Genomic DNA, 9,330 nt, shown 5'->3' with positions numbered 1-9,330 from the left:
CTAAACCAGCTAATAGTTTGTCAACATTTTTCACTAAAAAACTTAAATTACTCATGTTATACTAAAAATGCGCATGCTAAATAACCTTCCGTTAAACGGTTACTGGAAGGTTTTTCTGTATTTAGTTAGACATAGTTTCTAAGCAATATCTTGGAAAGTGGTTTTGTTTTTTAATATAGCAAATATCCAATGTAAGAGCTTGTTAACACAAGCAATAACTGCTACTTTATACAATTTACCTTCACTGCGTTTCTTATCGTAAAATTCTCTTAATCTCTTATTTCTTGGGATTATCTCATCACTTGTTTTCTTTTTACGAGCGTCACGTATTCCTGCACGAACAGCCAAATATAAGGCATGCCGTAGTCTGCTTGAACCACGTTTTGTAATTCGTACTAGTGTGGCTTTAAATTTACCAGATTCAAATACTTCTGGATCAACTCCGGCGAATGCGACTAGCTTTTTAGGATGATTAAACCGGTCTATCTCGCCAATCTCGGAAATAATCGTTGCCGCGATTTTTTCACCAATGCCAGGGATAGATTGGATAATCTTATATTCTTCAATTTCCTTAGCGAGAGTATCTATCTCTGTCTCTAACTTTGATAGATGCTCTTTATATTGAAGAAGCATATCAATATACATACTCATGCTTAATAAATGACTTTTGTACAAAGTTGCTTGAAATGGATTACGGGCTGCGGCATTCTTAAGTTTTTGTGCCTTTTCTTTTACCCATTTTTTTGATCCATGTTTATATAACTCTTTTATCCCATTAGCTAACTCATCTTCACTAGCAGCTAAGATATCTTTTGATGTAGGATATTTTTGCAGAGTAAGTAAAGATACTACAGAGTATAACTCACCAAAAACCCCCTTATATTCTGGAAATACTTGATCTAATACTGCTTGAAATTGTAATTTGGTTTGTACATATATCTCGGTTATATTTGCATGTTGCCTTGTGAGATTACGCAGATTTAAGAGTCGAATTCCACGCCTTTTATAGGGCTCTAACTCCTCTTTATAGTAAAGCTCGCAGAGGCGATAAGCATCAACTGCATCTGTTTTCACTTTTCGTAAACTCGAACTTTTGGCTCTATGTGAAATCAATGGATTGACGATTATTAATAAATAATTTCGCTCCTCCAAATACTGAACAACTGGAGCATGATAATGTCCTGTAGCTTCTAATACAACCGGAGGCTGTTGCCCGGTTATATCTTTTATTTCTTTAAGAAACTCAAGTAATAATCCTAAACCTTCTAGATCATGTCGGATACTAAAGCTTTTACGATAAGGTTTTCCTTTATCTAAAAATCCTTGAACTTCACTTTCTCCTTTTGATACATCCAGACCAACGACTGGATTCATTCTAAATCTCCTCCAAATAATTAGATTGCCGGTTACCCCTAATTCCTCTTGTAGTATCATAGCTTCGCTTGTTATGCGAGATCATAGTCCCAACCAGCCTCAAACATGTTTCTACAAGTAGAGGGCGAACGGTTTAGCTGACGGGGTCAATGCCCCACGGGTGCTTACGTTCTACCCCGGCTACATGGTTATAATAAAACCATATAAAATATGGTCAACCAGAAATATCTGGCTAACCATATAATACGAACGGGAGCTTTAGTTGAAGTTTACAAGTGGTGAGTTGAGTGATATTGACTACGAAACAGATAATGGAACAAAAAAGATTAATAATCCTACCATAGAAATAATCTTGCAGCATTTACGGAATCAATCCACGTTTTAAATCTTTTTTTATTTTAACCAAAGAAAATGGTGACTTTATCCAATATGCAAGGGCTAAATTAAGGCTTACTATAGAATATAAACAATCAGAAATACATTCTGTATTAGGTATAGAAAAGGAAAACAAAAATCCTATTTCAATTAATTACAGTAGGGGAGCAATCTCGGTATAAAGGAATGAAATATTAAGTATTAAAGATGCATTAAAAACGTTCGAGACTTTTTATAAAACTGGTAATATTCTTAGAGAGTACATACTCCGCAAAGTGAACGGAAATTAAATTATCTTATTGAACTATCGAGTGCTTTTGTTCAAGAACAGCTGCCAAACCAGGCGGCTTTTTCTTATTCAACAAAACCAGCTAATAGTTTGTCAATATTTTTCAATAAAAATTTAAAATATCCCATGCTATACTAAAAATGCGCATACCAAATAACCTTCCGTTAGACTAATTTTGGAAGGTTTTGTGTTATTTAGTTAGATATAGGTTTTAAGCTATATCTTGGAAAGTCGTTTTATTCTTTAAAAGGGCAAATATCCAATGTAAGAGCTTATTTACACAAGCAATGACAGCTACTTTAAAGGGTTTTCCTTCTTCACGTTTCTTATCATAGAACTCTCGTAATTTCTTATTACGAGGAATGATCTCATCGCTTGTTTTGCTCTTGCGACAGTCACGAATCGCACAACGAACAGCCATATATAAGGCGTGACGAAGCCTACTGGATCCTCTTTTGGTGATTCGGTTTTTGGTGGCTGTAAACTTACCAGATTCGAATACACTAGGATCAACTCCAGCGAAAGCTACGAGCTTTTTAGGATCAGTAAATCGATCTATCTCCCCAATTTCTGAAATGATCGTTGCAGCGATCTTTTCACCGATACCTGGGATAGATTTGATGATGTTATATTCTTCAACTTCTTTTGCGAGGGCATCTATCTCTGACTCTAACTTGGATAGGTGCTCTTTGTATTGAAGAATGATGTTTATATACATACCTAGACTCAAAATATGACTCTGATACAAAGTCTTTTCAAACGGATTTCGGTCTGCGGCAGCTTTGAGTTGAATAGCTTTTTCATTAGCCCATCTGTATGAACGGCTTTTACATAATTGAGCGATTTTGTCAGCTATGGTTTCAATACTTGCCTCTAATATATCTTCAGATGAGGAAAACTCTGAAAGAGTTAACAGTGATACTACTGAATATAAGTCGCCAAAAACCCCTCTATATTCAGGAAAGACCTGATCCAGAATAGCTTGAAATTGTAGCTTTGTTTGAATTAATACCCCAGTTATATTCTCGTGCTGTCTGGTAAGATTTCGAAGGTTTAAAAGTTGAACTCCACGCTTTTTATATGGCTCAAGATCCTCTTTATAAAATAGCTCGCAGAGATGGTAAGCATCGACCGCATCTGTCTTTACTTTCCGAAGACTTGAACTTTTAACTTTATAAGAAATCAGTGGATTAATGATGATCAATAAATATCCACGTTCCTCCAAGTATTGAACAACAGAGGAATGATAATGTCCTGTTGCTTCTAGAACGATAGGTGGTTTCTTACCTGTTTCTCTCTTTACGACTTCCAGAAACTCTACAAGTAAATTAAGACCTTCAATAGTATGAGAAACTTTAAAACTCTTACGATATGGTTTGCCTTTATCTAAAAATGCCTGAACTTGACTTTCCCCTTTTGAAACATCCAGACCTATGACTGGATTCATTTCTAATTCCTCCTCCTAAACTAGTCATTTGCCAGTATCCCTAATTCCTCCATGCAGTGTCACAGCTTCGCTTGTTATACGAGATCTAAGTCCCAACCAGCCTCAATCATGTTTCTACAAGTAGGGGGCGAACCGTTTAGCTGACGGGGTCGAAGCCCCACGGGCAGTTACGTTCTACCCTGGCTACTGATATAATAAGACCATAAAAAAATAGGTCAACCAGAAATATCTGGTGACCTTATAATACGAAAGGGCAGGATATTTGCAGAAGGAGTCTGGAATAGCGGAAAAGAAAAATATAAGAACCTTAACCGGGGAGTGTGGGCTCAGAAATGATTAAAGCTGTTATATTCGATTTAGACGGAACTTTGTTAAATAGAGATGAATCAGTAAAAATGTTTCTACAGAAGCAATACGACAGACTAAATAAATTTATGGGTCATATACCAAAAGAGGAATACGTAAGAAGGTTTATTGAATTAGATAATCGTGGATATGTTTGGAAAGATAAAGTGTATCAACAGCTAGTCAATGAATTTGAGATTACCGATATAACTTGGGAGGAATTACTTCAAGATTACATATGCCAATTTAAGCATAATTGCATCTCTTTCCCAAATCTCATTAGCATGCTAGAAGAATTGCGGACAAGCAACCTTGTTTTAGGGTTGATTACGAATGGAAAAGGGCAATTTCAGATGGATAATATAAAGGCGATGGGAATTGTAGAGTATTTTAAAGTTATTTTAGTATCTGAATGGGAAGGCATAAAAAAACCTGACCCTCAAATATTTAAGCGAGCCTTGGACCAGCTTAATGTGTCACCTAATGAAAGTATATTTGTTGGCGACCATCCAGACAATGATGTAAAAGCTGCCCGAAATGCAGGAATGAAAGGAATTTGGAAAAAGGATTTTCAATGGAACCATGTTGAAGCAGACTTCATTGTAGATGATTTGGGGGAATTGCCTTTAATCATTGAAAATTTAAGACAGTAAATTATTGAGTTTTGTTAACCTTTGGGTGCAAGTGTTAAATGAATTAATTATGTTTAACAATCGGGCCAGATTATTTGAATAAGAGAAGTAAATATTAAAAAAGCAAAGAAGCTTCTGTCATAATGGGTATGCTCATTTTACTGTTATAACCAGTTCTTGTATTTCACAATATATATCTTAGAGGAGTAGTGAGAGCTTCTTTGGTACTACCCAAAATTATCAGTTTATAGAAGAATTGCGGACAGAATAGGAACGGTTTAATGTATAGAAGAGCATTTAAAGCAGGGTGCAAGTAAAAAATTTCGCTGGGTGCTCGGAAATAGGGGATACCTGGTAACTACCCAAGCTTAAAATTAGTTGATTTTAACTGGCCACTGCTTATGGGAAGTATAAGCATAATCTCTCTTTTAAACCTTCTAAGACTTCTTCCGGCATTTCCCTGACCTTGATATCCTCACCTAGGAAAAGCAGCCAATTGGTTATTTCGGTCAATTCTTCAGGATTATTAACATTGATAAATGTCTTTAAAACAGCTGTAGTTTGGTAAGGGTTTGTATAGGAAATTGAAACTTCTAAAGGATGGTATTTTTTGTATTGGGCAATCGCCTTTGGACCAAGTTCAAGGACAAGATTGATTACTTCCTCCTGCTTTCTTATTTTTTCTAAAATATTTTTCCTGCTTACTCTATTTTTCGAAGGGTATGGTTTGACATCAGTGAGACTGTCCGCTGGAAAAATTTGTTTCCTTTCTTCCTGCAGGTCAAAGCCCTCAATCAGCCAAATGCTTTTTTCACGATAAAGGTGCAAGAGATAAATTGGATACGACCTGATTCCCTTCTCTTCTTTCATGGTAATTAATAAATAGCTATCCAAAAGCAGGGTTTGGATGAATTTTTCTAACATCGGATGAGGGAGGTCTGACAGTTCAAGCAGATCAGGATTATTGGGGTTGGTCCCTTCAAATAGCAAGATTTGATTTAAAAGAACAATGTCTTCCTGCTGGGCTTCTGAGATAAGGCCGAGTAATTTTTCTGCTAAAGACTGACGGCTCTTTAGATAGGGGAGCTGCAGATTTCTTGTAGCCATAAAGGCAATAAAAAGAGCTTTGATCTCATTATCGGTAAAGCGAACAGTGGGCAGGACAGAGTTGTTCATGACAAAATAACCCCCATCCCTTCCAACTTCAGCGACAAGCGGCATCCCCATGGCTTCAATTTCTCGAATATCTCGAATGGCTGTGGAACGAGAGATGTTAAATTCCCGCATGATTTCAGAAATTGTAAAGTGGGCGCGGTTGTTGATATACCGCATCATAACATTTATCCGTTCAACTTTTTTCATTGGGGCCTCCTAAACAGTATCAATTTTTGACATGATTTAAGGCTATTATAAACTCATCAAGTGAAAAGACAAATCATTTGATCAAATTTTAAGGCTGTTTTCGTAAAGTTTGTTGTTTTCCGGGTGGTAAACTAAGTTTAACTAACTGAGTTGATTGTAGCGGAGGGCACTTGACTCCTGCGGGAAGAGAGGGAAGTGGGAGACCCCACAGGCGAAGCCGAGGAGGCTCTCATTCCTCCCCGCGGAAAGCGAGTGCCCGCAGCGGAAATCAACGGACAAAATTTAGACAAAATTTATAAGTAAAAACAACAATCTAAGAGAAAAGAGCCAATTTTAAAGAAAAGGATGGTTTTGAATATGGCAGATTATACTCTAGAAGAAAAAGAAAGCTTTACCGTTTTAGGCATTGGGACTGAACTTAAGAGCGATTACACAGACTATGCCGGCATAAATAAGGAAAAGGCAGACTTTCGGCAGGCAGTCAAACAGGATGGAAGGCTTGACAGTTTAAAAGCCATCGCCACAAATGATTACATTTTTACCGTGAACGAAGCGGTGAACAACAAGATGATGCATTATGCTGGCGTCATGACAGAGGAGTCGCTGCCAGAAGCATCAAGAGTTATCCAATTTCCTAAAGGGGATTACCTCGTTGTTAAAGGGGGAGGCTAATTCAGCTGAAGAGCTGAGAAATATGCTGACTGGCATTGCCTTTGGTCAAGTCTTGCCAGAAGCAGAGAATTTCGCCTATGTTGGCGGGCCCAATGCAGCGGTTGAGATGGGGCAGCGAAACGGCTTAGTATTTGGTGAAATGTGGATTCCTGTTGTTAGGAAATAGGAAATAAAAGGCGGGTTGAAAATGTCCTATATTGTTGATTTCAAAAATGTGTCTACGGCTGGTTTAGAGTCTTCACCGGCAGCGGATGCCCTTGCTGGTTTGCGTGCTAATGAAGCCCGTTACTTCATGACTAAATATAAGCATGAATTTACGGTTGTACCAGCTAGCGAAAGCCAGGAGACCCTTGATTATGTGAACCGAATTTTGAAAGAAGAACGTGATATTGAATTTGCGGCCAAACCTTTAGAGACGTCGCGTTTTCAAGTCGAAAATATCAAATGGGCTTTCGTCTTTTTTGAGGATGGTCTAGAGGTCAATGTCATGTATACGGTTGATGACCCTAAGAAACGGGCCGTTGGTTTTAAGCTTTCTGAGGGGATGGAAGTACCAAAGGAGTTAGAAGGGAAATTTAAGTTTGCTAAGCGGAAATCCAAACTGGCTGGAACCATTCGGGGATCGTTTTTTGTGATTAAAGGGGAATATTAATGCAGGCTAATCCAGCCATTTTTTGTACTTGATCATTCTTTTCCTTCATTGAAATTAGTGAAAGCTATTTTCTTTATTAAGGTAAAAAATAGCTTTCACTAGCTTAAAAACCCAATGAATCCAGCCATTTTTCTTGGTAACTCTACTTTGCTAATAGGGGTTCAGGGGAGAGAAGGGAAGCGTCTTAATTAGTTTTCCAAGGGTTTTTAGCCTGCCCAGTAAATTGTTTTGGATATAGGTATTTTTGAGCAAAATTTATTTCAGCACTGCAGTCTCAACAATCCAGCTTTGTTCCATGAAAAGTTCTTTAATTCAATTAAAAGTCAAATTCAGACGTATTCGGTAAGGGTGAAGAGATTTTTAGGTTATCACTTTAAAGGGTGTAAGAGTTGAAGATCCAGTGTGGATCGGCAGCTCTTTTTTCTTGTTTCCGCTAACGGGCAAGTTTTAATGATATTTAATACCTAATATGGCGAAAATGTTTATTCCTGCTTTTCAGATGGCGGCTTTTCTATTACATCTGCTTCACCTGAAACGTCAACGTGTGCTGTTTCTTTTTTCAGCGTTTCCTTTATTTGTTTCACTTCTTCTATTTGACGTTTTGTAACTGAAACCTCATTCACTTGAACAGGGTGTTTGATTATTTCTACTTCTTCCACTTTCAAAGGAATTCGAAGCTCTTCCTCATTTCCTGCTTCTATTACCATTTCTTCACGCTTAATCGGAATCGTGAACGTTTTCTGTTCTTCCACGACTTCTTTATGAACCTTAACCTCACCTGTTTTTACTCGTTCTTTTTTTATGTCCAGCCGCTCTTCTCGCAATTGAAGTGTTTGCTCTTTTTTATCACTTATTTTTTCAGCGTGTCCTTCGAAGTTCCTTCTTGTCTTTATTGTATAACTAATGGCCCCCGCGATTGCTCCTAAAACGAATCCTGCTGCGACAGAAAAGCCTGTTGCCCAACCGGCAATGCTGCCTATTACAGCACCAATAATAATATACTTCCCCATATGACCTCCTGAAGTTATTTATTATGTATAGTGAATGGAAAGAAACACCTACTTAACTAAAAAGTTAAGTAGGTGTGGATATTTAATCCTCTTTGATAATATCTGCATTACCATGTGATTCAATATCTGCAACTTCTTTGCGAAGTACGTCGTGTACTTGTTCGGTTTCCTGAACTGAACGTTTATGAGCGGAGACTTCACCAGTGATGACCGTATGCTTTCCGACATCAATTTCTTCAGATGTAACTGGAATACTAACAGTTTCTTCCTCTGTAATTGGTTCATCTGTTGGTTCGTGATCAACGGCTCTTTGTTCAATGACGACTTGATCATGTGAAACAGGGACATTCACTGATTGTTCTTCCTCAACAATGTCTTTATGAAGTGTGACATCACCCGTCTCTACCCGATGTTTGTCGATGTCCAATTCTTCCTCGCGAAGATCCAGATGTGCCTCTTCTGCTGCAAACTCTGTATCGGCAGTGCCGTCCGTTTTACGGAATCCTTTTCGAGTTTCCATATTAGGTTTATCTTCGCCAAATAAATAATCAAAAAAGCCCATTCTGAAAACCTCCTAGGGAATGTGTTTGGATCGAACAATAGTAATGTTGCCTGATATAAGTGAAAATATGCGCTTGTAAATTTTAATGCAGCACCAGTTTTATCCCTTAGATCTGCTCGGTTTCTTCCTTTCTATCCCTGTCTTTAGCAGAACTTTCAATGGATATATTTATGGTTTAAATAAAAACTCTCTTAAACGGCAAGTCTGATGCCTTTATGAAAATTAATCAAATACCTTTATCAACTAAATGACCATGTTCTGGAGTACCATATTGTGTAATCTTAAGGTCAACCAGGAAAAACCTAGTTAACCTCTTTAATACGAAAGGGGCTGGTTAGTGGAATAAAAAAATAAATTGCTATGGGGCGTATTAGACTGTTATTGCGCAACAAACGTCTTTACAAACTTATTGTTAAGTCTATACCTATAACAACAATAAAAAATGAGGTGAATATGGTAATTATCATTTTGACTATTCAGTGTATCCTAAACATTTGAAGAAGCAGTTAAAGTGATCAATTGTTAGTGAAACTTCTATCAAAAAGCCCTGTGGTTCATTGTTTGTAAATCAGAATGAATGATGAACTATCCAATGTGATAAAAGCGCCTA

At 37.4% G+C, this 9,330-nt stretch carries 7 protein-coding genes and 1 pseudogene; 3 read left to right on the top strand and 5 right to left on the bottom strand.

Going from position 1 to position 9,330, the window contains the following annotated elements:
* Nucleotides 1-138: 138 nt before the first annotated feature.
* Nucleotides 139-1,374, bottom strand: a complete 1,236-nt coding sequence (locus L634_RS0112285) for an IS110 family transposase (RefSeq protein WP_026582707.1) — start codon at nt 1,372-1,374, stop codon at nt 139-141.
* Between the two features lie 875 nt (nt 1,375-2,249).
* The gene (locus L634_RS0112280) at nt 2,250-3,485 is read right to left on the bottom strand and encodes an IS110 family transposase (protein WP_026582706.1); all 1,236 of its coding nucleotides are present in this window, start codon (nt 3,483-3,485) and stop codon (nt 2,250-2,252) included.
* Nucleotides 3,486-3,817: 332 nt separating this feature from the next.
* On the opposite strand from L634_RS0112280, the gene L634_RS0112275 reads away from it, so the two are divergent.
* The gene (locus L634_RS0112275; protein ID WP_026582705.1) at nt 3,818-4,483 is read left to right on the top strand and encodes an HAD family hydrolase; all 666 of its coding nucleotides are present in this window, start codon (nt 3,818-3,820) and stop codon (nt 4,481-4,483) included.
* Nucleotides 4,484-4,861: 378 nt separating this feature from the next.
* On the opposite strand, the gene L634_RS0112270 is transcribed toward L634_RS0112275, so the two are convergent.
* The gene (locus tag L634_RS0112270; protein WP_026582704.1) at nt 4,862-5,824 is read right to left on the bottom strand and encodes a helix-turn-helix transcriptional regulator; all 963 of its coding nucleotides are present in this window, start codon (nt 5,822-5,824) and stop codon (nt 4,862-4,864) included.
* Between the two features lie 357 nt (nt 5,825-6,181).
* On the opposite strand from L634_RS0112270, the pseudogene L634_RS31065 reads away from it, so the two are divergent.
* A pseudogene (locus L634_RS31065) lies at nt 6,182-6,662 on the top strand (GyrI-like domain-containing protein).
* A gap of 21 nt (nt 6,663-6,683) precedes the next feature.
* Nucleotides 6,684-7,148, top strand: a complete 465-nt coding sequence (locus L634_RS0112255; RefSeq protein ID WP_026582703.1) for a hypothetical protein — start codon at nt 6,684-6,686, stop codon at nt 7,146-7,148.
* A gap of 482 nt (nt 7,149-7,630) precedes the next feature.
* On the opposite strand, the gene L634_RS0112250 is transcribed toward L634_RS0112255, so the two are convergent.
* On the bottom strand, nt 7,631-8,158 hold the full coding sequence (locus tag L634_RS0112250; RefSeq protein ID WP_026582702.1) for a YsnF/AvaK domain-containing protein: 528 nt from the start codon (nt 8,156-8,158) through the stop codon (nt 7,631-7,633).
* Between the two features lie 82 nt (nt 8,159-8,240).
* Nucleotides 8,241-8,720, bottom strand: a complete 480-nt coding sequence (locus tag L634_RS0112245) for a YsnF/AvaK domain-containing protein (protein WP_026582701.1) — start codon at nt 8,718-8,720, stop codon at nt 8,241-8,243.
* Between the last annotated feature and the right edge of the window lie 610 nt (nt 8,721-9,330).

It is taken from the genome of Bacillus sp. J33 (assembly GCF_000518885.1).
GTDB lineage: Bacteria > Bacillota > Bacilli > Bacillales > Cytobacillaceae > Cytobacillus.
The sequence above is the reverse complement of the archived record's forward strand: the minus strand, read 5'-3'. Positions and strand labels throughout refer to the sequence as shown.